Annotated in this window: 17 protein-coding genes; 7 read left to right on the top strand and 10 right to left on the bottom strand. The window is 70.3% G+C overall.

From position 1 onward, the window contains the following. Positions 1–10: 10 nt before the first annotated feature. Both BM085_RS26475 and BM085_RS26470 read right to left on the bottom strand, forming a co-directional pair. A complete protein-coding gene (locus tag BM085_RS26475; RefSeq protein ID WP_093889623.1) occupies positions 11–1,021 on the bottom strand; it encodes an NAD-dependent epimerase/dehydratase family protein in 1,011 nt (336 codons plus the stop codon). Next, on the bottom strand, positions 1,018–2,211 hold the full coding sequence (locus BM085_RS26470) for a glycosyltransferase (RefSeq protein ID WP_093889622.1): 1,194 nt from the start codon (positions 2,209–2,211) through the stop codon (positions 1,018–1,020). Before BM085_RS26470 ends, BM085_RS26475 begins: the two co-directional genes overlap by 4 nt. Positions 2,212–2,519: 308 nt before the next feature. On the opposite strand from BM085_RS26470, the gene BM085_RS26465 reads away from it, so the two are divergent. Next, on the top strand, positions 2,520–3,533 hold the full coding sequence (locus tag BM085_RS26465; RefSeq protein WP_143121078.1) for a glycosyltransferase: 1,014 nt from the start codon (positions 2,520–2,522) through the stop codon (positions 3,531–3,533). Between the two features lie 112 nt (positions 3,534–3,645). Here BM085_RS26465 and BM085_RS26460 read toward each other — a convergent pair whose 3' ends face one another. From BM085_RS26460 to BM085_RS46905, 5 genes are read right to left on the bottom strand one after another with little or no spacing between them, the layout of a single operon-like run. Continuing rightward, positions 3,646–4,962, bottom strand: coding sequence for a lipopolysaccharide biosynthesis protein (locus tag BM085_RS26460; protein WP_093889620.1), 1,317 nt, complete (start codon positions 4,960–4,962; stop codon positions 3,646–3,648). Beyond that, positions 4,959–6,020, bottom strand: a complete 1,062-nt coding sequence (locus BM085_RS26455; protein WP_177245285.1) for a glycosyltransferase — start codon at positions 6,018–6,020, stop codon at positions 4,959–4,961. Before BM085_RS26455 ends, BM085_RS26460 begins: the two co-directional genes overlap by 4 nt. Before the next feature lie 20 nt (positions 6,021–6,040). After that, positions 6,041–7,156 (bottom strand): glycosyltransferase family 4 protein, encoded by a 1,116-nt coding sequence (locus tag BM085_RS26450; protein ID WP_093889618.1) that lies wholly within the window; start codon positions 7,154–7,156, stop codon positions 6,041–6,043. Between the two features lies 1 nt (position 7,157). Further along, positions 7,158–8,288 (bottom strand): glycosyltransferase family 4 protein, encoded by a 1,131-nt coding sequence (locus BM085_RS43415; RefSeq protein WP_177245284.1) that lies wholly within the window; start codon positions 8,286–8,288, stop codon positions 7,158–7,160. Next, entirely contained in the window at positions 8,285–9,436 is a 1,152-nt protein-coding gene (locus BM085_RS46905; RefSeq protein WP_177245283.1) for a glycosyltransferase family 4 protein, read from the bottom strand. The genes BM085_RS43415 and BM085_RS46905 overlap by 4 nt, the downstream gene beginning before the upstream one ends. Positions 9,437–9,873: 437 nt before the next feature. Between BM085_RS46905 and BM085_RS26430 the strand changes: the two genes are divergently transcribed. Next, complete coding sequence (locus BM085_RS26430; RefSeq protein WP_093889616.1) at positions 9,874–11,217, top strand: O-antigen ligase family protein; 1,344 nt, start codon at positions 9,874–9,876, stop codon at positions 11,215–11,217. A gap of 172 nt (positions 11,218–11,389) precedes the next feature. After that, positions 11,390–13,621, top strand: a complete 2,232-nt coding sequence (locus BM085_RS26425) for a hypothetical protein (protein WP_093889615.1) — start codon at positions 11,390–11,392, stop codon at positions 13,619–13,621. Between the two features lie 27 nt (positions 13,622–13,648). Here BM085_RS26425 and BM085_RS26420 read toward each other — a convergent pair whose 3' ends face one another. Next, positions 13,649–14,641 carry a glycosyltransferase family 2 protein gene (locus BM085_RS26420; RefSeq protein ID WP_093889614.1) on the bottom strand — a complete coding sequence of 331 codons (993 nt, stop codon included), beginning with the start codon at positions 14,639–14,641 and terminating at the stop codon, positions 13,649–13,651. Positions 14,642–14,728: 87 nt separating this feature from the next. Here BM085_RS26420 and BM085_RS26415 point away from each other — a divergent pair, with 87 nt between their 5' ends. The 4 genes from BM085_RS26415 (at position 14,729) to BM085_RS26400 (ending at position 18,256) form a co-directional block, all read left to right on the top strand. Then, entirely contained in the window at positions 14,729–15,193 is a 465-nt protein-coding gene (locus BM085_RS26415) for a GtrA family protein (protein WP_093889613.1), read from the top strand. Positions 15,194–15,327: 134 nt separating this feature from the next. Further along, positions 15,328–16,395, top strand: a complete 1,068-nt coding sequence (locus tag BM085_RS26410) for a glucose-1-phosphate thymidylyltransferase (protein ID WP_093889612.1) — start codon at positions 15,328–15,330, stop codon at positions 16,393–16,395. Then, complete coding sequence (rfbB, locus tag BM085_RS26405) at positions 16,392–17,381, top strand: dTDP-glucose 4,6-dehydratase (RefSeq protein WP_093889611.1); 990 nt, start codon at positions 16,392–16,394, stop codon at positions 17,379–17,381. Before BM085_RS26410 ends, rfbB begins: the two co-directional genes overlap by 4 nt. Then, complete coding sequence (locus tag BM085_RS26400; RefSeq protein ID WP_177245281.1) at positions 17,378–18,256, top strand: methyltransferase domain-containing protein; 879 nt, start codon at positions 17,378–17,380, stop codon at positions 18,254–18,256. The genes rfbB and BM085_RS26400 overlap by 4 nt, the downstream gene beginning before the upstream one ends. A gap of 80 nt (positions 18,257–18,336) precedes the next feature. Here BM085_RS26400 and asnB read toward each other — a convergent pair whose 3' ends face one another. Together asnB and BM085_RS26390 are read right to left on the bottom strand one after the other, a co-directional pair. Further along, positions 18,337–20,253 (bottom strand): asparagine synthase (glutamine-hydrolyzing), encoded by a 1,917-nt coding sequence (gene asnB / locus BM085_RS26395; RefSeq protein ID WP_093889609.1) that lies wholly within the window; start codon positions 20,251–20,253, stop codon positions 18,337–18,339. Positions 20,254–20,380: 127 nt separating this feature from the next. Beyond that, positions 20,381–24,286 (bottom strand): DUF4082 domain-containing protein, encoded by a 3,906-nt coding sequence (locus tag BM085_RS26390; RefSeq protein ID WP_177245279.1) that lies wholly within the window; start codon positions 24,284–24,286, stop codon positions 20,381–20,383. Between the last annotated feature and the right edge of the window lie 71 nt (positions 24,287–24,357).

Here is a 24,357-nt window from a genome sequence, read left to right as displayed (position 1 = left end):
TCTTCCGATCTCATGTGTGGCACGTGCTTGTGGATGACGAGGGCGTGGCGTCAGGCACCCGCGCTGAGCCCTCACAGTGGCCGGGGTCTTGACTCACGGCCTTCTCGAACCAGGTGACGGTCATGCTGAGCCCGTCGTCCAGCGACACCGGGCGCACGCCGGGGAACAGGCCGGCGAGCAGGCGGGGAGAGGCCTGTGACTGGCGGATGTCACCCGTCCGGGGCGGCAGGAAGGTCGCCTCGACTGGCCGGCCGAGAACTGAGGCGAGGGCGTCCTTCAAGGTCAGCAGGGAGACGCAGGTCCCGAACGCGAGGTTCACCGGGCTCCGGCTCGTCACCTGGCGGACGGCCGCGTCGGTCAGGACGTCGACCACCGATCCCACGTAGGTGAAATCACGTGCCTGGCTCCCGTCGCCGTGGATCGGCACCGGCCTGTCCTGCAGGGCCGCGGACACGAACGTCGGGATGACGGCCGCGTAGGCGTGGTCGGCGGCCTGCATGGGGCCGTAGACGTTGAAGAACCGGAAGGGCAGCACCGGCAGGCCGAAGCTCTCCGCGTAGGCCAGGCCGTAGGCCTCGGTCGCGAGCTTGCTGGCGCCGTACGGGCTGAGCGGCCGGGTGGCGAGATCCTCGTGCTTGTGCTGCTCCCGGCAGTCGCCGTACACCGAGGACGACGACGCGAGGATCACATGCGGCCGGTTCGCGCGGCAGGCCTCCAGAAGATGGAGGGTGCCCGTGGCGTTGACGGAGTGCGAGGCCAGCGGGTCGTGCAGGGACCGGGGCACGGAGGGCCGCGCGGCAAGATGGACGACGTGGGTGGCGCCGGCCACGACCTCCGCCAGCAGCTCCCGCTCCAGGATGCTGCCCATCACGAAGTCCACCCCGACCTCTGTGAGGTTGGCGAGGTCTCCGCTGCTCAGGTCGTCCAGCACCGTGATGTTCTCGACCTCGGGCCGGGCCGCGAGCGCGCGGCACAGATTCGCGCCGATGAACCCCGCTCCACCGGTCACCAGGACTCTCACCTGTTCATCCCTCCCATGATTCCTGTCATGCCGAGGCGGTCGCGGTGCCCCGTGCCCAGTGATCGGTAAAGGGCCTCGGTGTCCGCGACGAGGCGTTCCACGGTGAACGAGGCACTGGTCCACCGGCGGGCCTCCTCGCCCATCCGGTGGGCGAGCGCGGGATCGGACAGCAGCCTCACGACGTGCTCGGCCAGTTCGGCGGCGGTGGTGCCGGCTAGCAGGCCGGTCTGCCCGTCCCGGACGATCTCGGCGACACTCCCGACCCGCGTGGAGACGGCCGGGGTGCCGGCCATCCCCGCCTCGATAAGCGTGAGAGGCGTGCCCTCGTTGTCGGAGGTCAGCAGGATCACGTCGGCGGCGGAGTACACCGTCTCCACGTCCTTCCTCCAGCCGAGCAGGTGGAAGGCGTGCCGGAACGGCCCGACGTCCCGCTCGACCTGCTCGCGCAGCTCGCCCCCGCCGCAGACGACGAAGCGGCAGTCGGGCACCCGCCGCAGCACGGCGCGGGCCGTGGCGATGAACCGGTCGGGCCGCTTCACCTGGGTCAGCCGGCCCACGTACGCCACGACGGGCGCGTCGGGGGGCAGACCCAGCGCGGCCCGGGCGGCCCCGCGGTCGGGGACCGGGCCGAGCCGCACGCCGGGGGCGATCACGACGTACTGCTCGGGCCGGCCGATGCCTGCTCCGAGAAGCTCGTCGCGGACCTGGGAGCCGACGGTCACCAGCCGGTCGGCCATGGAGGCGAGGACCCGCTCGGACTGGACGTAGAGCGCGCGCTTGGGCCGCGAGAAGTATCCGTTGAGGAGATGCCCGTGGAAGACGTGGACGCGGGCCGAGCCGACGCCGGACAGGCGGGCCGCCACGCGTCCGAGCGCGCCGGCCTTCGCCGTCCGGGTGTGGACGATGTGCGGCCGGAACTCGCGCATCGCGCTCATCAGCCGGACGAGGGCGAGGTAGTCGCTGGAAGGCCTGATCGACCGGCCCAGGCCAGGGATCAGGTGAACGCGGACCGCCGCCCCCTTCAGGTCGAGGTGGTCGCCTTCTGCGGCGTCGACGTGGCCTGTGTAGAGGCGGTGATCGAACTCTTCCGGGTTCAGCCGCTCGGACAGTCCCATCACCTGGGTGGCGGGGCCGCCCACATTCATCCGGGCGATGATCTCCATGATGCGAATACGGCCGTCTGGCTTCATGTGGGCTCCTCGACACCGGGCCAGGTACGTCGGAGAAGCTAGCGCGGGATTCGCCCCGCTTCACCGCTGCCGTCACGGTGGCGGCGAAATGTTTCCATATTCCGTACCCGCTCATGATCGAGTCAGCTTATTTGGGGCACTTGGTAAGCCACGGGTCGTCTTGGCGATTCAGCGTGTCGTCCTTGATAGGACATGCCGGTTGGTGGACCGTGTCGCCTGTGAATTTCAACCAGGTCCGTGTGACCGACGTGATAAACGGAAAGGTCGGGCAGAGTCGGATATTCCATACGAATATCTGGTTCAAGAGTGTGAACAATGCCCGCTATGAGAGTTTGCTGCCCTATCTCGGCCGCGTGGACAACCTGCTGCTGGTCTGTTCCGACAGGCGCATCCTGCGCGGCCTCCAGTTCCGCGCGCTGAACTCCACGATCGGCCTCCACGGCCGCGCCCTGTTCGGCATGGCCGCCCGGGCCTATCGGTATGGGTTCATCACCAACGCCAGGCACCTTCCCTACGTCGGTTTCCCGGTCGTGGTCGACATGGACGATCCGTTCTTCACCGAGCGGGAGGTCTCGGCGCTCCGCTCGTGCAGGCACGTCGCCGCCCTGGTGGTCACCAACGAGGCGGCGGCCGCCCGCTACCGGGAGCTCGGGCTCACCTGCCCGATCCATGTCGTCGGCCACGGGCTGCGCCCGTTCGAGATCGATCCCGCCGTCGCCCGGAAGATGCGTGAGCGGAAGCGGCCGGGCGAGCTGACGGTGGGCTACGTCGCCGCCTGGCATCTGGCCGGGACCGACCGGGGCTCCGACGCCCTCTACAACGTGGACCACCTCATCGACGAGCTGTGGCCCGCGGTGGTGGCCGCCTGCCCGCGGGCACGGCTCTGGCTCGTCGGCGGCGTCGGCAGAGCCCTCGGACGCAAGCTTGAGCACAGGCAGGACGTCGAGCTCGTCGGGCACGTGCCGGCCGAGCAGGTGCCCGCCTGCATGGCCACCTTCGACGTCGGGATATACCCCCGCCGGATCGCGCACGAGCGTTCGTCGGTCAAGGTGGCCCAGTCCGTCGGCTGCGGCGTGCCCGTCGTCGGATACCGCGGGGTCCCGACCGAGCTGATCAGCCGGTTGGAGTGCGGGCTGACGGTGGACTCGGCCGACGACTTCACGGCGGCGCTGGTGCGCCTGCTCGACGACGGGCCGCTGCGGGCGAGCCTGTCGGCCAGAGCCCGGGCGGCGGCGGGCCAGGTCGACTGGGACGTCCTGGGGGACACATATGTGCGGCTCCTGGATGACGTCTTTCCGATCCGGGACGGAAGGGTGCGATGACGTCACGGCCGGAGTGCGCGACGCCGTACCCGGAAACCCCCGGTCCGCAGCGCGCCGTACCCGCCGGTGTGCGGCGCGGGGCGAGGGGAGGGGCGGCGGCGCGCCGGCGGGCTCACTCTTCGGCGGCCGCCAGCCTCCGCAGCAGGACGACCCAGCAGCCCGAGCCGGCGACGGCGAGGGCCAGCGACCCCCACCCGAAGGCGAGCGAGATCTGGACGGCGCCCGTGGCCGTCCAGCAGGCGGCCGACAGCAGGCCGAGCAGGAGGGCGCCCTCAGCGGCGAGGTAGGTGAGCCGCCAGCCCGGCCGCCCCAACGCCAGGGGCAGCACCTTCGACCACGACATGCTGCCCTTCACGCACGCCACGCCCAGCAGCAGCACCGCCGTACCGCCGGCCCCGGTGTACTGGGCGCCGTAGACCAGGCCGAGCACGTCATCGGTGATCGGGGCCGCGACGGTGAGCGCGACCGTTCCCACCGCGGCGAGCAGCAGTGTCGCGCGCACCACGTCCCGCCTTATGAGCCCCCTGTCCCCCGTCGCGGCGGCCTGGGCCAGCCGGGGGTAGAGCATCGAGGCGACCGGGCTGATCAGGGTCGTGTAGAGGCGGCTGGGCGCCGATGCGATCTTGAGAATGGTCACGAGGGCGGGATCTCCGAGCACGCCCGCCAGCGCGAGGACACCCGACTCGGAGGCCGCCGCCACCGATGTCCCCGCCGACGCCTTCGCGGTGAAGGCGACGAGGCCGGCCGGCAGCCGGACCCCGGTCACGGCCGGCCCGACATGGGTGAGGACCGCCCGCAGGGACAGCCTGCCGAGCACCACGGCCGTCACGACGGCGCCCACGGCCTGGCCGGCCAGGTAGGCCGCCGGGCCGCCGGCGAACAGGCCGCCCAGCGACAGCGCCGACGACAGGACCGCGCACCGCAGGCGCACGATCCCGAGGTCGCGCAGGCGGTCCGCCAGGGCGAAGGCCGCCCCCGCCGCGCCGGTCGACGCCGCGGCCCCGCCGGAGACGGCCGCCAGGGCGAGCATGAGCGCGAGACCGCTGCCGGCCAGGCCCAGCAGCCACGCCGCCAGCACCGCCAGCAGGCCGAGGCAGCCCGCCGCCGCGCCGATCGCCACATCCCATCGCAGCAGCCGGGTGAACAGCGCCGAGCCCTGCCCGCTCCGCTGCTGCTCGATGGGGACGAACCGTTGCGCGGCGTCCTCCAGGCGGGGGTCCAGCAGCAGGAACCAGACGCCCGACAGGGCCTGGGCGAAGATGACCTGACCGGACTGCTCGGTCCCCGCCAGCCGGATCAGGACGGCCAGGCTGACCATGGACAGGACCGCCTCGCCCTGGCCGGTGGCGGTGAGCGAGGTGAACGTCCGCAGATGCCGTGTGCCGGGCGAGCGCATGTGGTGGATCACGCGTTCGAGCAGAGCCGTCATGACCGGGGACAGACTTCGTCGTACAGCCTGTCGAACCACTCCGCGGTCCGCTTGACGTCGACGAGGTCGGCGCTGCCGGCCGCTCCTCGCCGGAGGGAGGCGTGGGTCTCGGGGCGCATCGCCCGCAGGATGCCCTCGGCGAGGGCGTCGGCGTCCCCGGGCACGGTGAGAAGGCCGTTCCGGCCGGTGGTGACCAGATCGGACACCCCGCCGACGTCGGTGGACACGACCGGCACGCCCGCGGCGAGGGCCTCCATGACGACGACCGGCAGTCCTTCGTGGAAGGAGCTGAGCACGAGAAGGTCGGAGGCGGCGATCAGACGCCCGGCGTCCGGCACGTGCCCGAGGAAACGCAGGCCGTCCAGCCCCAGGTCGGCGACGCGCTTGGCCACCTGGCCGTGCAGCGGGCCCGACCCGGACAGCAGGAACAGGGCACGCGGGTCCCTGGCGATCACCTTGGCCGCGGCCGCGACGAGCAGGCCGTGATTCTTCTCCGGGCGGAAGTTGGCGACGTGCGCGATGAGGAAGGCGTGCTCGGGAACACCCCATTCCTGCCTGATCCGCGCCGCCTCGGTGGCCCAGCGGCGCTGCCTCGCGACGCTGACCCCGTGGATCCGGGTGTGCAGGGTGCGAGCGCCCCAGCTCGTGAAGGCGCGGGCGACCTGGGGGGAGACGGCGACGGTCCGGGTGTCCAGCCACCCCGTCGCCCGGTCGAGCAGCATCGTCGGTGTGCCGTAACGCACGTTGTGCACGGTTGAGATCAGGACGGGCCGGGGTCTCCAGAACCGGGACGCGGTCCGCAGCAGCGCCGCCGGAAGGGGGGAGTGGAGGTTGAGCACGTCGGGCGCCAGCCGCCTGATCACCGGGACGAGCCGGGAGGGGCGTGGGTCCTTTCCGAGGTCGATCACGTTCACGCCGGCCGACCGCAGTCGCTCCGCCAGTTCGTGGGTGGACGCCCGCTGGCACACGACGGTGTAGCGCTTGCCCGTCGGCGCCGTGGCGAGCAGCCGTTCGACGAGCAGGACCTCGGCGCCGCCCACGTCCAGGGTTTTGATCACTTCGCAGATGTGCGGGCCCTTCACGACGCCGCCTCGGCACGTCGTGGTCTCCGACCGTTCATGAGCTCCCCGTACCATTCTTCGACGCGCGCCACCACCAACGGCCAGTCGAGTGCCGCCGCCGCCCGCCTGCCGCGTTCGATCATCTGAAGCCGGAGTCTCTCGTCATGGAGGACCGAGCGTAGAAGCGTCACCAGTTCCGGCGCGGATCCGCTGGGGAAGGTGAGATAGGCGTCGTCGGCGACGACCGGTCCCAGCGAGGCGTCGGACGACACGATGACAGGGGTGCCCAGGGCCAGTGCCTCCAGGGCCGCGGTGGGTATCCCCTCCCCGACGGTAGGCAGCCGGTGAGAGGCCAGCACGAAAGCCTGGGCGCGGCTCACCAGCGAGTAGGTCTGGTCGGCGGAGAGAGGCCCGGCGAACTCGACCCCGGAGCCGGTCCCCGCGAGCCACCGGAGCCGGACGTGTTCGGCCCCGTCTCCCGCGATGACGAGGCGGGCGTCCGGCAGGACCGCGCGCAGCGCGTGGAACGCCTCGATCAGGAGCGCGTGGTTCTTCACCTTCACCAGGGAGCCGACGCTCACGACCAGCCCCGGTTCGACGGGGTGCCGTCCCCGGAACTCCTCCAGGTGGGAGAGGTCCAGGCCGCTGGACATCGTGCGGATCCGCGGGGCCGGTATCCCGGCGGCGAGCAGGTCGTCCCTCGGGCGGGCGCCCAGGGCGATGAACCCGTCGACGTGGCGGAAGGCCCAGGGCATGACCCGCCGGTGGCGCGCGGTGAGGGCGCCGTGGACGGTGACCACGAAGGGGATCCCGAGCCGTCGTACGGCGGCCCCGAGGGCGAGCGCCTCGCGGTGGTCGCCGTGCAGGTGGACGAGGTCGACCGGCCGCGCGCGCCGGAGCGCACGCGCGCACTCGGCGGCGAAGGCCACCATGTCGGACCTCCCGGAGGCCAGCCGGCCGAGCAGGCACGGGGTCAGCGGGAGCCGTTCGGCCCCCGGCGGCATCTCGCCCCGCCGGTGGGCCACGACCACCTGGTGTCCGCTGCGGACCTGCTCCCGCGTCAGGCGCTCGATGTGGCGTTCCTTGCCGCCGGGCTCGGGCGGTAGCCGGTATCCGACACGGAGGATCCTCATGTCATCTCCTCCTGCGGGAATCTTCGGCGGCGACGCCCTGGATGAAGTCGGCGAAGCGGTCGATCATGAGCTCGAAGTCGTGATGCTCGCTGACATAGCGGCGCGCGCCGTTCCCCAGCTGCCGGGCGCGCTCGGTGTCCGTCAGCAGCGTGGTGACCGCCTCCGCCCAGTCACGGGCCTGCGCCGGAGCCAGCAGCCGGCCGGCCTCGGGGCGGACGATCTCCCGGTGCGCCGGTATGTCGGAGCAGAGCACCGGCAGGCCGCAGGCCATCGCCTCCAGCACCGCCCGGGGCTGGCCTTCCGACCAGGAAGGGTGGGCGAAGACCCGCGCGCGCTGGAGCACCGAGACGACCTCTGCCTGCGGTACGGTGCCGCGGAGCTCGACATGGCGCTCGACGCCGAGGGCGCGTATCAGTCCGAGCAGCCGGGAGCGGGCCGGTCCCTCACCGAGGACGACCAGCCGCGCGTCGGGAACGGCCTCCAGGACGTGGGGCCAGGCCCGCAGCACGGTCACGTGGTTCTTGAGGGGGAGCAGGCTGCCGACCATGACGGTGTGGACCGGCTTCAGGCAGGGTGCCGGGGCGGGGGCGAACATCCGGGTGTCCACGCGGCTGGCCACGTGGACGACCGGGCGCCGCGTCAGCCGCTGCGCCCGCTCCCGCAGGCCCTGACGGACCACGCGTACGGCGGAGGCGCGGCGCACGGCCGTCCGCGAGACCACGGCGAGCGCCGCGCGTTTGAGCGGCCCGCCGTACTCGTGCCCCGGATCCAGCACATCTCCCTGGATCTGCACGATGTGCGGGGTGGTCCGCCTGGTGCGCGACAGCTCCGCCGCGACGGCGGCGAGCGGGTCACTCGACATCAGGACGTCACCGCGGGCGCGCAGGCCGTGGTCGATCATATGGCGCGCTTCCCGGAGGAAGGCCGGCCGCGAGCCGTCCGGGACGCGGTACAGGCGTACGGGATCGAGGTCGACGAAGCCGGGAGCGGCCGCCCCGGCGGGGACGATCACGTTGTACGGGGCGCCGAGACGCTCGGCCAGCGCCAGCGCCGGGCGGAGGTTGATGTCGTCGGCGTGCAGGTCATGGCCCCAGGGGCTGGATCCGACCAGGGTGACGGAGACGGGTTTCACAGGAGGTCCTCCAGCATCCGGGCGACTCGCTGCGGGGAGAACCTGTCCCGGGCTCTGTCCCGGAGCCGGTCGCCGAGGGCGTCGCGCTCGGCCCGGGGCAGGCCGGCGAGCTCGACCACCCCCGCGACCAGGCCGGAGAGGTCTCCGACGGCACAGACGAAGGGGTAGTCCCGGCCCACCACGTCCACCGAGCCACCCGCTCTGGTCGTCACGATCGGCAGCGCCGAGCTCATCGCCTCCAGCAGCACGCGGGGGAAGCCCTCCTCGTAGCTCGGCATGAGGAAGCAGTCCGCGGCGCCGTACAGATCGGGCAGGTCGACGTTGGGGACGGCGCCGAGGACGTGCATGTTCGGGCGTCCGGCGGCCATCCGGTCGAGGTAGTGGCGGTCGGGGCCGTCTCCCACCACGACCAGCCGTACCCGGCACGGCAGCGCGGCGTCGACGGAGTCGAGGAACCGGGCCAGCAGCCGTGTCCCGCGCCGGAAGGAGAGCCGGTGGACGAAGAGGATGACGAAGTCACCGTCATTCCACCCGTGCCGGCGGCGGACCTCGGAGCGCCGCACGGGGTCCGGGGGAGTGAAGCGATCACTGTCGATGTCGTTGTACAGCAGGCGCATCCTGCCGGGGGGCAGCCGCCACCGCCCGCGCATGATCGGGACCATCGTCTCCGGGCCCGTGACGAAGGCGTGGACACACCGCGCGAGGACGTAGTTGAGCCCGTCGTCCAGCCGTTGCCGGACGGTCTTGCTGTGCCCCGGCTCGATCAGGTCGGCCGTGCCGCTCCGCCAGAGGAATATGCGGGGCCGGAAGAGCGGGTAGGTCAGCACGAGCACGATGAGCAGCAGGCGCGAGTAGCGGAGGAAGTAGGTCCGGTAGCCGGCCCGGTGGCACGCGCGTATCGCGCGGACGCAGTTGAGCAGCCGGGTGAGCCGGGTGCGGCCCACCGCGGAGACGACCATGCGCACGCCCGGCAGTTTCCCGGGAGGCGTGCCCCGCTCGACCAGCGCGACCAGGTCGGTCCGTTCCCCGAGAACCTCAAGAAAGGCGGGAAGGTGCGCGAAGTGCTCCGTCGCGTCCGCCGAGAGGTGGGGAATGGCGTAGACGATTTTCGGCCGAGTGCGGGAGTGCACGGCATCTGTCGTGATCACGGACGTCATCATCGCAATCAGAAATGCTCATAGTGGCGCGGCACTCCGGCTGTCAGGGATATTGCGCGATCATTACGCTGACATTGATCCGGCCGGCGCGAGCCTGGTCCGGCGGCATGGGCCGGTGTCAGGTGATAGGTGATGTCGAGGCATATATCCGGTCCATTGCTCAAGGCGATTATTCCGGATTCATGTATGTGATGCCCCTGTCCGGCGTGCCCTGAGTGTCTCTTCCGTAGCGACACGCGAAGGAAACAGAGAGTACATGGCCATTGCTCTATGTACAGTCGCTGAAGTGCTGATCAAGCAGCAGGAGCCGAGGAGGGGGGACTCGTGACAGCGCTCGATGGGAGCCGTTCACGGCCGGTCCAGGTGATCTCGGCGCGGCTGACGGCCGCCGAGGCGGTCGCGGTGATCCGCGGGCCGGTGGTGCGGCGGTGACCGCGCACCGATGGACGGTCCCGACGAGCTGGCGGAACCTCTGCTTCGCCGCGGCGACATCCGGATCGGCCGCCGTGCTCGGCGCCATGGTCGCGCGGGACCAGACGGAGGTCCTCGCCTGGGCTGCGCTGTTCGTCGGCGTCCCGCTGTTCGTCTTCGCCGCACCGGCCCGGCTCATCGTGTGGGTCATGGCCTTCTGCGTCCTGACCGTGACCGCGGTGTGGCCCAGGCTGACCTCCGTGGGAGGCGCGGACGTCAACGCCGGAGACGCCGTCCTACTCCTCACCGCTGCGGCGGCCCTCATCCGGGCGAAGGCCGGTACGCGGCACGTGCTCATCCCCATCGTCCCCGTCCTCGCCGTCCTCGTCGTCTTCGGCGTGGCGCGGAGCGAGTTCTCCGGAGCGGTGGCCTTCCTCCGCGTAGTCGAGCCGCTGATCGCGGGGGTCGCGGTGGGCCTGTACCTGCGGCCCGGCGCGGACCTCTGGCGGGACGCGCGCTGGATCTGCGTGCTGATGATCGCGACGGTCCCCCTGGTCAGCGACTTCGGCGGCCGGTGGGCGGGGCTCCCCGGCGGCCCCAACGAGATCGGGCTCGTCTCGGCCGTCGTGGTGATGCTCGGAGCCGTGGAGCGGAACAGGCCCGTCAAGCTGCTCCTGATCGGGGCCGGGCTGGCAGGGCTCGTCGGCAGCAAGGGGATCGCCGCGACGGTCGCCCTGATCGCCGGACTTGTCATGCTCACCCGGGTGTCGCGGTCCGGCTGGCTTGCGAGAACGCGCATGAGGCGGGTGAACCCGCTCGTGATCGTCCTGGCCGGCATACTCGCCGTCACGTTTGTCCCGGTCGTCCGTCCGGACCTGGCGACCACCATGAGCATCCACGCGGCCCAGGCGGGGGTCTTCGGGCAGCTGTTCGCCAAGATCGACCCGCTGGTGGGCTCGGGGTGGGGCACCGTCGACCGGGGCGCCTTCGCCTTCACACCCTACGAGGGCCTCCACGACGTCTATCTGGACATCACGGCCTACCTCGGCGTCGTGGGGATCGCACTGTTCGTCCTGTTGCTGTGGTTCATCATGCGCGCGGCCGATCCGCTCACCCGCGCCATCCTCGTCAGCGTCGCGGTGTGGTTCAACACCACCGGTGCTTTCCCGGGGCCCGGCTGGGGCATCCTCGGACTGGTGGTCGCGGCCGCGCTCTGCCACGCGCGGCTGCGCGCGGCGGGGCCCGCCGACCCGACCGGCGTCCCGGTGCCGGCGCTCCCGCACGACCGGGCACGGCCCTCCCATGATCTTTCTGAAGGGTCGGCAAGGACATCGGAAAACGCGGGTGTCCGGCCGGGCTGAAGATCGTTGTGTCGGCAGACTTGCGCATATGGCCAGGACTCCGCAGTTTCAAGGTTCTTCGCCGGGTTCCCTCCAGGAGGGTCCCCCTGAGAGGGGGAGGCAGGCGCGGGCCGGTGGTCTCCCGGGTGGGGGAGGGCGTCCGGGGTGGCGCCGGGGGCTGGGCCGCCTGCTGATGTGGCGGTGGCTGCCGGCGGTCTCGGTGGCGGTCTTCGCCGTGGCGGTGCTGGGTTTCTACGGTGTCTCGCCGTCGGACATGGCCTTCTTCGGGATCTATGTGGCGGTGGGGCTGGCGTTTCCGGGTGTGTTGCTGGTCCGTGTGCTGTATCGCCGCAGGCGGACCCTGGCCGAGGAGCTGGCGCTGGGGCTGGCGCTGGGGTACGCGCTGGAGGTGCTGACCTACATCGCCGCGCGGGCGGCGGGGCTGCCGCTGCTGGTGCTGGTCTGGCCGGTGGCCACGTATGCGGTCTTCGCCGCGGTTCCCCGGCTGCGCAGGCACTGGCAAGGCGGGGCCCGGCCCGCCGCGCCCCGGTGGTGGTCGTGGTCCCTGGCCCTGATCGTCGGCTACCTGATCGCCTGGAGTGCTGTCAACTTCTTCCGGAAGAACCTGCTCACCTGGCCGGCCCTCGGCACCTCCTACGTCGACATGCCGTTCCACCTGGCGCTGATCGGCGAGCTGAAGCACCACATGCCGCCCACCGTACCGATGGTGGCCGGCGAGCCGCTGCTCTACCACTGGTTCGTCTACGCCCACCTGGCCGCGGCGAGCTGGGTCACCGGCGTGGAGCCGCTCGTGCTGCTGTTCCGGCTGGGCATGCTCCCCATGCTGGCGGCCCTGGCCGTCATTCTCGCGACGATCGCCCGGCGGGTGGCGGGTTCCTGGGTGGTGGCCCTGCTGGCCCTCCTGGGGACCGTCTTCATCGCCGCCCCCAATCTCTACCAGGGCATCAACGTCGGGATCTTCACCTGGCGGGCCGCCATCTCGTGGCTGAGCCCCACCCAGACCTTCGGGACTCTCCTGGCCGCGCCGGCCGTCCTGCTCCTGATCGACCTGCTTGAGCGCCGCCGGTCGCCCGCCGGACGGTGGCTCCTGCTGGGGATCTTCCTCGTGGCGGTGACGGGTGCCAAGGCCACCTACCTGCCCCTGCTGCTCGCCGGGCTGGGGACGGTCGTCGCGGTCGAGCTGGCCAGGCACCGCCGGCCGCCCTGGTCCGCGCTCGCCGCGCTGGGACTCACCGCGGCCTGCTTCCTCTGCGCGCAGACCGTGCTGTTCCGGCAGGCGAACCAGGGGATGGTCATCGATGACTTCTCTCTTTTCCGGAAAATCTGGGGAGGACTGACCGGACTGGGGGAGCGCGTCGAGCCGTCGCTCGTCTCGGTGCTGGGCATCGCGCTGCTCTACGTGCTGAGCTGGGCCATAGAGTGGTGCGGGATCATCGGGCTGCTCAGCCGGCCCCGGCTGCTGATGCGGCCCGCGGTGGTCCTGATGCTCGGCATGGGCACGGTGGGCGTCGGCGCGGTCCTCTTCCTCGGGCATCCGCACATGGGCCAGATCTACTTCTTCGACGCGTCCTACCCCTACCTGGTGATCGTCGCGGCCTACGGGCTCGCCGTCGCCGTACGGCGGGCCCAGCTGCCGCCGCGCGCGCTCGCGTACGCGAGCGCCGCCGGGGTGGCGGTCGCCTGCCTGATCCGCGAGCTCTGCGGTGTCGAGGTCCCGCTGGGAGCGGGCCAGTCCGACGCCGTCCTGTACCGGCCCTACATCGTCCTGGCGGTCTCCGTGCTCCTGGCGGCGGGCGTGCTCGCCGCCGTCCACCGGCGGCGCGTCGTCGTCGGCGCCCTGGCGATCTCCATGGTCGCGGCGGCCGGCTTCCCCGCCGCCTGGTGCACGCGCATGCTGTCGGCCGCCCTTCATGCCCCGGCGGGCGGCGCCACCGAGGTGGAACCCGCCGCGGCGGCCCCGGTGGTCTCCGACGGCGCGCTGGCCGCCGGGCGGTGGCTGCGCGACCACTCGGACGCCGACGACCTGGTCGCCACGAACGTCCGCTGCCTGGGGGGAACCGACAGTCCATGCGACAGCCGCGGATTCTGGGCGGCGGCCCTGACGGAGCGGCGCGTGCTGGTCGAGGGATGGGCCTACACCGCCACCAACATGAGCCGCTGGCACCCCGGCGAGCAGGCGGAGACCCTCCCGTTCTGGGATGAGGAGCGGATCCGGGCGAACGACGAGGTCTTCGAGGCGTCCTCGGCGGCCGCTGTCCGGCTGCTGCGCGCGCGCTACGGCGTGCGCTGGCTGTTCGCCGACGAGCGGTATGTCAGCCCGGCCTCCCGGATCGGGGAGTTCGCGGGCCTGCGGTTCCGCGCCGGCGACTACGCCGTCTACGAGCTGCCGGAGGACGTGGCGTGACCGGCCGGCTACCTGCCGCCGGCCGGCTCACCGGTCATCCGGTCCGGAGCCGGCGCGCACGGTGGTGGTCGCCGTACGGGCGGCACCGGGGGCGCCGGACGATCCGGCGCGCTCCCTGACCACGTAGGCCGGCCGCCCCATCCCGCTGCCGTGAATGCGGCCGATGTACTCCCCGAGCACCCCGACGGCGATCAGCTGCGCGGACGAGAAGAGCGCCACCATCGAGGCGATCGTGGTGAAGCCGGCCACCGTGGTGTCGCCCGTGGTGAACCGCCACAGGACGGACGCGCCCAGCAGCAGCCCGAAGACCCCGGCGAGGAAACCCAGGTAACTCGCCGCCCTGAGGGGGGCCGTGCTGTAGCCGAGGAACATGTTGGCCGTGTGCCGGACCAGCAGGCGCGGGGTGTAGTTGGACCGTCCGTGGCGGCGTTGGTTCATGTGCACACGGACCGAACCCACTTGCGTGGTGGCCCAGGAAAGGGCCACGTCGACGGAGAAGTGCGGCCCGGACAGCCCCTCGAAGCCGTCCCGCAGGCGGGTCCGGAAGGCGCGGAAGGCACTGAGCGTCCGGGCGCCGCGGACTCCCAGGGCGCCGGCCATGCATGCCTTCACCGATCGCGAGGCGAGGCTGCGGATGGCCCCGTGCTCCTCGTCGTGCGCGATGCCGTACACCAGGTCGAGGCGGTCACCCTCCAGGGTGGCCAGCAGCAGCGGGATCTGCTCGGGCGGGTGCTGCAGGTCGTCGTCCATCGTGACGACCACGTCGAGCCTGGCGTCCCTGATGCCGGCGACCAGCGCGTTGTGCTGGCCGTAGTTGCGGGACAGGCGGATCGCGCGGACGGCCTCGAACTCGCGGGCCAGGCCGGAGGCCACCTCCCAGGTGTCATCGGGGCTCCCGTCGACGACGAGGATCACCTCGTGCGGTACGGAGAGGTCCCGTAGGACCGGGATGAGCCTGGCCACCAGCGGGGGGAGGGTCCCCGCCGAGCGATAACACGGAATAACCACCGACACTGACATTGATCCCCCGATTTCTTCGTGCGGCGGACTAGGATCCCGGTATTGCCGGCCGAATTTTCAACGACCACGATCCGGAGTCACCGCCGCATGGTTGAAGTGGAGAGCCGAAGCGCCGGTGGCGATAATTCACATTTCGGGTGGAGAGCCCTGCTCTCGGCTTTCGGGAGTCATCGCATCACATATCTGATGGGAAGCGCCATGACGGCTGCGGTCCATTGCGCTCTCCTAGGGCTGGGATTGCTGGCGGCCGGGGATTCGGTGCCCTACCTTTTCCTGGTCGTGGTCAGCCATTGCGTCACCGTGGCCATCGTCTACCCCTGGTACCGGCTGGTGGTCTTCCGGGTCTCCGGAGACTCGTGGCTGAGGGGCTACACGCGGTTCTACGCGGTCGGGCTGAGCTTCCTGGGGACGTCCGCCGCGGGGATCCCGATTTTAGTGGAATTCGCGGGTCTTCCGATTATGGTGGCGCAGGGCGTGATGATAGTCCTGAGTCCGCCGCTCAGTTACCTGGTCCATCGGACATGGACCTTCCGCCATGGTGGAAGGCTATAGTCCCGGCAACTTGTCGCCCGTTCTTCGGTAAAAGCGGGAGACGGCATAGGGCCACTAATCCGGGTTCCGCATAAATTCAGGCGGACAGATGGCCGCTACGGCCATGAGTTCTTCGCGGAAAGGCTCAAAGAGCGGTGAAGGCACTCGTTCTGGCGGGCGGCAAGGGGACGAGGTTGCGCCCGCTGACTCACACATCGGCGAAGCAACTGGTCCCCATCGCCAACAAGCCGGTGCTCTACTACGGGCTCGACGCGATCCGGGACGCGGGCATCACCAGCGTGGGGATCATCGTCGGCGACACGGCCCGCGAGATCCGGGAGGCGGTGGGCGACGGATCGAGATTCGGCCTGGAGGTGACCTACATCCTTCAGGAGGAACCCCTCGGTCTGGCGCATTGCGTCCTGATCGCCCGGCAGTTCCTCGCCGACGAGCCGTTCGTGATGTACCTGGGGGACAACTTCCTGGTGGACGGCATCACCGACCTGGTGGACGCCTTCCGCGAAGCCGACTACGACGCCCAGATCCTGCTCACCAAGGTCGCCGAACCGCAGTTCTACGGGGTCGCCGAACTCGGGCCGGACGGCGAGATCGTCGGGCTGGAGGAGAAGCCGGAGCATCCCCGCAGTGATCTCGCGATCGTGGGTGTGTACACCTTCTCCCCGGCCATCCACGAGGCGGTCCGGTCGATCAGGCCCTCCGCGCGCGGCGAACTGGAGATCACGGATGCGATCACGTGGCTCATCGACAACGGCCGCCGCGTCCACTCGCACTTCGTCGGCGGCTACTGGAAGGACACCGGGCGCCTGCAGGACATGCTGGAGTGCAACCGCATCGTCCTGGAGGGGATCGAACGCTCCGTCCGGGGGAGCGTGGACGGGTTCTCCGAGATAACGGGCCGGGTCGTCGTCGAGCCGGGGGCCGTTGTCGAGAACTCGGTGATCCGGGGCCCGGCGGTCATCGGCGCCGACACCAAGATCAACGGCTCGTATGTCGGCCCCTACACCTCGATCGGCGAGGGCTGCCTCCTGGAGAACGCCGAGGTGGAGTACAGCATCATTCTGGGAGATTCGGCCATCACCGGGGTCTCCGGGCTCACATACTCTCTGATCGGCCGGAACGTCGAGGTCACGCGCGCGGTGGGGGTGCCCAACATGAACCAGCTCATGGTCGGAGACCACAGCAAGATCCAGGTAAGGGCATGAGGATCCTGATCCCCGGCGGTGCCGGGTTCATCGGCTCGCACTACGTGCGGTCGCTGCTGTCCGGCGGTCACCCAGGCTACGAGGACGCCCGCGTGACCGTGCTGGACAAGCTCACCTACGCCGGCAACCCGGAGAATCTGCGCCCGGTCGCCGGGCACCCCCGCTACACCTTCGTCCGGGGGGACGTCACGGACGCCCGGCTGCTCGCCGAGGTGGTGCCGGGCCACGACGCCATCGTGAACTTCGCGGCGGAGACGCACGTCGACCGGTCGATAACCGGCGCGGGGGACTTCGTCGTCACCAACGTGTACGGCACGCAGCGGCTGCTGCAGGCGGCGCTCGAAGCCGACGTGCGCACCGTCGTCCAGGTCTCCACGGACGAGGTGTACGGGTCCATCGCCGAGGGCTCCTGGACCGAGGAGGAGCCGTTGCTTCCCAACTCCCCGTACTCGGCGGCCAAGGCGGGGGCCGACCTGCTGTGCAGGGCCTACCACCGGACCTACGGGCTCGACGTGCGGGTGACCCGCTGCTCCAACAACTACGGGCCGTACCAGTATCCCGAGAAGGTCGTCCCGCTGTTCGTCACCAACCTGATCGACGGGCTCCCCGTGCCCCTGTACGGCGACGGTGAGAACGTGCGCGAGTGGCTGCACGTCGACGACCACTGCCGGGGCATCCAGCTCGTGCTGGACAAGGGGACGGCCGGCGAGGTCTACAACATCGGCGGCGGCGTCGAGCTGACCAACCGGGAGCTGACCGGACGGCTGCTGGCCGCCTCCGGCGTGGGCTGGGAGATGGTCGCGCACGCGGAGGACAGACTCGGTCACGATCGGCGCTACGCCGTCGACAGCGGCAAGATCCGCTCGATCGGATACCGGCCACAGGTGGACTTCGACGAGGGACTCGCCCAGGTCGTGCGCTGGTATCGGGACAACCAGGCATGGTGGCGGCCGCTGAAGGAGAAGCTGAAGGAGAACACGCGATGACGACGGCGGAGGCGACGGGCCGCCCGGTCGACCGGGCGGCGGCTGTACTGGTCTGCCCCTCCTGCCGCGTCTCGCTCGACGGGTCCTACACGTGCGCGCTCTGCGGCACCCGAGGGCACCGGGTGGGCGGCCAGCTGCGTTTCGCCGGCTTCGCGGACGCCGAGCTGCGCGACGATCCGCTCAACCGGATCAAGGAGCGCGTCAAGCGCAGCTTCGGGCCGGTGTATCCGCTGGCGATCCAGCTGGTCTCGCCGGTCCTGCTGAGGCGCTTCATCCGCCCCTTCCTGGCGAGCTTCGACCTCGACCGCGACCTCGTCGCCGATCTCGGGTCGGGCACCAACCGTTACGACCCGCGGGTGCTCTGCGTGGACGGGGGGACCTACGCCAACGTCGACATCGTGGGCGACCTGCGGACGCTGCCGATCGGCGACGGGGCCCTGGCCGGCATCGTCAGCGTCGCCGTGCTCGAACACGTGCCGGACCCGCAGGCCCACGTCGAGGAGATGTGGCGGGTGCTCAGGCCGGGCGGCCGGGTGCTGTGCTACGTGCCCTTCATGCAGCCCTTCCACGCCTCGCCGTACGACTACCAGCGATACACCCAGGCGGGGATGAAGACCCTCTTCGGCCGTTTCGACGTGCTGAGCGTGCGGGTGGGCGCGGGGCCCACCTCGGCCATGCTCTGGACGCTCCAGGAATGGCTGGCCCTGCTGCTCTCCTTCGGCAGCAGGCGGTTGTACCGGGGGTTGATCCCCCTGATGTGGCTGCTGTCGCCGGTCAAGTTCCTGGACGTCCTGCTCGCGCGGCACCCCAGCGCCGCAGTGGCGGCCAGCGGGTTCGTGGTCGAGGCCCGCAAGCCGCCGGAGGCCCGGCCGTAGTGGCGGCCGGGCCTCGGGCCGGGGCCCTTGAGGCCGTCCCGCGCCCGCCGGGGCCGCGGGACGGTTTCACGCCGGGGACCTCACGCCAGGGACGCGGGACAGCCGGCCTCCGTCACGACGGCGCCGCTCGCGGACGCGCGAGCCCGGTACCAGAGCTCCAACTGCAGCAGCGCCCAGATCCGGCCGCCGTGATCGGCGCCGTCCATGTGCCGCTGGAGCAGGGAGCGGATCGCCGGGGGCCTGAACAGGCCCCTGTCGCGGGCGGTGTCGTCGGTCAGCACGTCGAAGGCCAGCTCCCGCAGCTCGCCGCGGAGCCATGACGCCAGCGGCACGCCGAAACCCTGCTTGCGGTAGCGCAGCAGCTCCTCCGGCAGCCAGGGCGCGACCGCCCGTTTCAGCAGCAGCTTGGTCTGGTTGCCGCGGATGTTCAATCCGCCGGGGAGGCCCGCCGCCCACTCCATCAGATGGTGGTCCAGGAACGGGGAGCGCGCTTCCAGCGAGTTGGCCATCGTGGTGGTGTCGACCTTCACCAGCAGGTCACCGGGGAGGTAGGTGAGGGTGTCGACATCCAGGACGCGGCCGAGGTCGGTGCCGGCCCGTGACCCCTCGAAGAGGGTCTCGAGCAGCCCGTAGCTGTCCACCTCCGCGAGCCGGTGGCGGAGCGCGTCGCTGTAGACGCCGGCCTTCTGTTCGTGCGTGAAACAGGACACCAGGCTGGGGTAGCGCCGTGACGGACGCTCGGCGGCGAATCGCATCAGCCGGCCGAGGTGCCGGGGCAGGGATCCGGCCTCGCTCCGCTCGGTGAGAACGGCGCCGATACGGGCGGACACCGCCGCGAGGGCCGCCGGCAGGGCCGGTATCCTCCGGGCCTGGTCCATCAGGGCGTAGCGCCGGTAGCCTCCGAAACACTCGTCTCCGCCGTCGCCGTTGAGCGCGACGGTGACATGCCGCCGGCTCAGCTGGGCCACGTAGAAGCTGGGAATGGCCGAGGAGTCGGCGAACGGCTCGTCGAAGTGCCACGCGAGACGCGGCAGGACGTCGAGCAGGTCGGCCGTCACCACCAGCTCGTGGTGGTCGGTGCCGTACCGGTCGGCCACCATCCGCGCCTTGTGACGCTCGTCGTAGCGGCTGTCCTCGAAGCCGACGCAGAATGTCCGCACCCGTTCGCCGCTCTGCATGGCCATGGCCGCCACGACCGCGGAGGAGTCGATCCCCCCGGACAGGAACGCCCCGAGGGGCCGCTCGCTCACCATGCGGATCCGGGTCGCCTCCAGCAGCAGTTCACGCAGCCGCGCCTCCTCCAGCCGGACGTCCGTCACCGGCCGCGGGGTGCGGTCCAGCTCCCAGTAGCGGCGCACGGTGATCTGCCCTCGCTCCCAGATGAGCATGTGTCCGGGAGGGAGCTTGTGCACCCCCTGGTAGATCGACCAGGGGGCGGGAACGTACTGGTAGGTCAGGTAATGGTGCAGGGCGACCGGGTCGATCTCGCGGCTCATCCCGGGGTCCTGCTCCAGGGACTTCAGCTCCGACCCGAACCAGATCGAGGTCTGGTCGGCCCGCCAGTAGAGCGGCTTCTTCCCCACCCTGTCCCGGGCCAGGACCAGGCGTTCCCGGTCGCGGTCCCAGACGGCGAAGGCGAACATCCCGCGGAGCCGCCGGACCATGTCGGCGCCGTGTTCCTCGTAGAGATGGACGAGGCACTCGGAGTCCCCGGTGGAGCGCAGCCGGTGTCCTCGCCGGACCAGGTCCCGCCGCAGCTCGGGAAAGTTGTAGATCTCGCCGTTGAAGACGGCAACGACCCGGCCGTCCTCGCTGTAGACGGGCTGGTCGCCCCCGGCGAGATCGATGATCGCCAGCCGGCGCATGCCGAGCGCCGCGTGCTCGTCGCTGTGGAAGCCGTCACCGTCGGGGCCCCGGTGCACGATCACGTCGCACATGCGGCGGACGAGCCGAGGGTCGGGGGAGAGCGTCGACGCCATTCCGGCTATCCCGCACATCTGGCCTCCAAAAGTCGTTGATGCGGCCTGACGTGACTTTCGACCATGACGTCACATCGAGGTTTTTGCGAGTGCGGGCGCCACGACCTCGCGTCACGCGGCGCCCCCCGTGTTGAGGGAACTCGTGTCAAAGGAAGTCGAGCAGCACGTCGACCCAGTAGTTGGTGGCCTGGTAGGTGCTGGTGGGGAAGGTGCTGGTGGCGCCGTAGGTGTAGACGCCGTTTCCGCCCTGGTCGCCGTTGGCGAGCGCGGTGAGCGGGATGCTCGTGTACGGGGACAGGAAGTACGGTCTCGTTGTCGAGTAGAAGCCCGAGGTCGTGTGGTAGGAGGCGACATAGGTGGTGTTGGCGCTGATCGGGACGGGTGTGGGGAAGGTCACCTCCTGCCAGCCGGAAGCGGTCTCGTTGGTGAAGGTCGCCGTCGCCAGGAGCTGTCCGCTGCTCGTCCACAGGCTCCCGGTGTGGGTTCCGGTGTTCTGCGCTCCCTTGTAGAACCGGATGCCTCTGATGGTGCCGGCCGAGCTCGAGGTGAACTTCACGCCCAGCGTGACCGCCTGTGGGTCCTGATGCGACGGGTTGGCCGGGAGCGCCGTGTCGTCCCACAGACTGTTCGACGGAGTGAACACGACGTCGACCCAGTAGTTGGTGCTCTGGTAGGTGCTGGTGGGGAAGGTGCTGGTGGCGCCGTAGATGTAGACGCCGTTGCCGCCCTGTTCGAGGTCGGCGAGTGCGGTGAGCGGGCCGTTCGTGTAGCCGCTCGTGAAGTACTGCTTCGTCGTCGAGTAGAAGCCCGAGGTCGTGTGGTAGGAGGCGATGTAGGTGGTGTTGGCGTCGACCGGGACGGGCACGGAGAAGTCGACCCGCTGCCAGCCGGTGCTGCTCTCGTTGGTGAAGGTCGCCGTCGCCAGGAGCTGTCCGCTGCTCGTCCACAGGCTCCCGGTGTGGGTTCCGGTGTTCTGCGCTCCCTTGTAGAACCGGATGCCGTTGACGGTGCCGGTCGTGGACGCCGTGAACTTCACGCCCACTGTGATCGCCTTGGCGTCGTTGGTGGAGGCGACGGCGGGAAGCGTCGAGTCGTCCCACAGGGTGTTCGACGGCTCGAACACGATGTCGACCCAGTAGTTGGTGGCCTGGTAGGTGCTGGTGGGGAAGGTGCTGGTGGCGCCGTAGGCGTAGACGCCGTTGCCGCCGTCGGCGCCGTCGGCGAGCGCGGTGAGCGGAGGGCCCGTGTGCGGTGTCGTGAAGTACGGCCTCGTTATCGAGTAGAAGCCCGTGGTCGTGTAGTACGAGGCGACATAAGTGGTGTTGGAGTTGATCGCGACGGGAGCGGAGAAGTTCACCTGCTGCCAGCCGCTATCCGTTTCGTTGGTGAACGTCGCTCTCGCCAGGAGCTGCCCGCCGGAGGTCCAGAGATTGCCGACGTGCGTCCCGGTGTTCTGCGGTCCCTTGTAGAACCTGACCCCCGTGATGAAGCCCGGACTCGCGGACCGGAATTTCACCCCGGCCTCGACCGAGTTGGGATCGTTGTGCGAGGCGACGGCGGGCAGGGTGGTCGCCGGCCACATGGTGCAGGGGCACGCGTTGACGGTGACGGTGACGGCCATCGGCGTCGGCTGGATGTTACCGATGTCGTCGACCGCCCGGACCAGGATCGTCGCGGTTCCGGCCGCGCTGGGCGTCCAGCGGTACTGCCAGTCGGTGAGCCCCACCGCCGCGTGCCAGTTGGTGCCGTTGTCGACCGAGACCTCGACGCCCGCGACGACGCCGCCGCCGGTGTCGGCCGCCGTTCCTTGAAGCGTGACGGACACTCTTGCCGACAGGGACGAGCCGTCCGGCGGATTGGAGATCGTCGACGTCGGAGGGGCGGTGTCCGTCGACATGGTCGCCGGAACCAGACCCGCCTGGAGGCTGGCCGGCTGGGCCTGCATGTCGGCGAAGAGGTTGACCGTCGCCTGCTGCATCCGGATATCCGTGGGCGTTCCCGGCCGATCATGGACGGCGTCGAGTCCCCATGCCCACTGCGTGGTCCCCGCGCCGAAGACGAGGGCGCCGCTCGGGGCTCTGTAGAGGGTCAGGTTGTGCGTCGCGATCCTGGGTCCGTATGTGCTGCCGAAGTCGAGCAGGTAAGCCGGAACGCTCTGGATCGTCCTGGACAAGTTCACCATTCCCGCGGGCGTGAAAGCGTTGTCGGGTGCCTCGTCCCACTCGTATCCGAGTGTTCCCGTGGGGAACGTCGCGATCTGACCGGGTTGAAGGGTGGCGATGGACGTGTTGCGCCACAGCCGCAGGTTGCCGAACTCGGCGGGGACGGTTATCGCGTTGTTGGCGACGCCGTTGACCCTGAACCACGGTCCGCTCACGGCGTTCTCGGGCCTGCCGCCGTTCGACGGCGGGGAGAAACGCGGGTCGCGCCACGAGCCGGTCCACTGCGGACTCGGATCGATCTTGGCGTTGGCCAGCGTCTCCTTGTAGCAGACAAGTGTCCGCAGAGGAGTGAGCGACCCGTCGGTGCTGCTCTCCCACCTGGTCTTCCAGAACAGCTGGTTCCCGGAGAAGAAGGTGAGGTTGACGCCACCGCTCAGCGCGTTCTGGACGTTCGTCCGCATCTCGTCCGACCAGTACTCGTCATGGCCGGAGGACATGAACATCTTGTGTTCGAGCAGTTCCGCGGGCCGTGCGACGGTGTCGATGTTCGTGGTGTAGCTCACGTCGTATCCGTTGGCCTCGATCCATCTGACCATCGGATACTCGGAGTTGAAGAACCAGCTCTCCACCGAGCCGGTGCAACACGTGCTGACACGGGTGGTGAACGGGCGGTTGTAGCTCACTTTGAAGGCGCGGCCCGCTGCGCCGAGGCCGCGGTACAGGCTGGTTCCGCCGTAGGTGTTGTAGGCCTGCCAGGTGGCGTCGGAGGTCTGGACGAGGAGATCCGAGCCGCGGTCGTCGTCACGGACCACGAAGATCATCTGGCTGACGCCGGCCGTCCCGTCCTGGCGGATCAGGTTGGCGACGTACACACCGGAGACGGCACTGGCCGGCACCGTCCAGGAGGCGGACACCGCCCAGTTCCCGCAGTCGACCAGCTGGGTCACCAGGTCGGTCAGGCAGTCCGGCTGCGTCTGGGGCAGGGAGGCGGAGGGGTTGACCGTCGCGATGAACCGCGCGCCCATCCCGCCGTAGTAGCCGATGCGGTAGATGTCCACCCGGTAGTCGGTCGAGTCGGTGGCAACCTTGAACTGGATGACCTCCCCGTGGTTGACGCTCATGCTGGTCCCGTATCCCTGGATGTTGCTGTCGCCCGCTCCCGGCACGTCCCATTCGCTGGGCGGGTTGCCGGGCAGGCTGTTCTCCAGGCAGATGACGGAGGTGGGCGGACAGGCGGCGCGGAGGGCACGGGTCCGGGCGGACGAGGCCCTCCTCTTGTCGCCGTCGCCGGTGCCCACCGCCGCGTGGCCCGCGTCCTTCCCGGAGCCTGCCGCTTCGGCGGTGGAAGGAGATGGCTGAGCCGGCGCCCGCGCCACGTCCCCCAACATGTCCTCCAATGTCTCCCCCGACGTGCCCTTCGACGGGCCCTCCGGTGTGCCCTCCGACGGTGTCGGATCGGCTTCCAGGGGGCGGGCGCTCTCCGGACCGGAGGCGCCGGCCGGCCTGGGCGGGGTGGGGGCGTTCTCGGGGGCGTCACCGTCCGGCGAGGCCGAGGCGGCGCCCACGGGCGCGGGGGAGTCCGGCGAGGCGGAGGCGCTTTCGGAGGCACTTGGCGAGGCGTGGGCGTCCGGCGATGCGGTGCCGGCGCCGGCGGCGTCCTCCGCCGGGAGAACGACCGGAGGGGAAGAGACGTCCTTCGGGCCGGGAGGGTTCTCCGGTGAGCCGGGAGCGGCCGTCCGGTGCTCGACGAAGGCCTGCACGTCCTTCACGCCGCCCAGCTCGGCACGCGGGGCGGGTGCCAGCCCCCAGGCAGCCTGCGGCGGGCTCATCAGAAGCGTGACGCAGACGCCGAAGGCAGACACCGCTATCGGAAGCCTCTGCCGTCGCATCGCACTCATCTTTCTCTCGCCATGTGGTGTGACCTCTGATCGCCGCACTGGCAGGCACGCCGGACGGGTGA

The sequence above is a fragment of the Streptosporangium canum genome, assembly GCF_900113865.1.
Classification (GTDB): Bacteria; Actinomycetota; Actinomycetes; order Streptosporangiales; family Streptosporangiaceae; genus Streptosporangium; species Streptosporangium canum.
This window is presented reverse-complemented; position numbering and strand designations above follow the sequence as displayed.